At 64.1% G+C, this 644-nt stretch carries 1 pseudogene; it reads left to right on the forward strand.

What is annotated here, in order from left to right:
- Positions 1 to 644 (forward strand): annotated as a pseudogene (locus tag AC1DH9_RS30355) (hypothetical protein); the annotation flags it as partial.

Consider the following 644-nt stretch of genomic DNA (forward strand, 5'->3'; position numbering starts at 1 on the left):
TGGGCAACACCTCGGCCAACACCCTGGGTGGCGGCGCCACTTACTCGCCGGCCACGGGGCTTACCGGCTTCAGTCAGCCGATCAACGCGATCAGCAGCACCGGGGCGGTAGCGGCTGGCACTGCACAAACCAGCGTAGCGGGTGCGTTGTCGGCGCTGAATACCGACACGGTCAACACCGCCAATATCGCGGTGAAATATGATGCGGTCGGCGGCAACGCCATCACCCTAGGGGCGACCGGTGGTGCAGGTGCACCGGCCGGCGGGGTGAAAATCACCAACCTGAGCGCCGGTGCCTTGAACGGCACCAGCACCGATGCGGTGAATGGCTCGCAGCTTTTTGCGACCAACCAAAGCCTCAATAACATCAACAATGGCGCGGGCATCAAATATTTCCACGCCAACTCRACGCTCGCCGACAGCACCGCGACCGGCGTGGACAGCGTGGCCGTCGGCCCAGCCGCGAGTTCGACCGCCGCTAATGCGATCGCCATCGGCAACGGCGCCGTCGCCAGCACTGCGAACTCCATCGCCCTGGGCAACGGCGCCACCACGGCTGCTGCTGTTGCGACCGCCAATGGCGTGATCAATGGCACCACTTTCAATTATGAGGGTGCGACACCGACTGGCGTATTGAGCGTGGGC

It is taken from the genome of Pseudomonas sp. 05T35, from assembly GCF_056396605.1.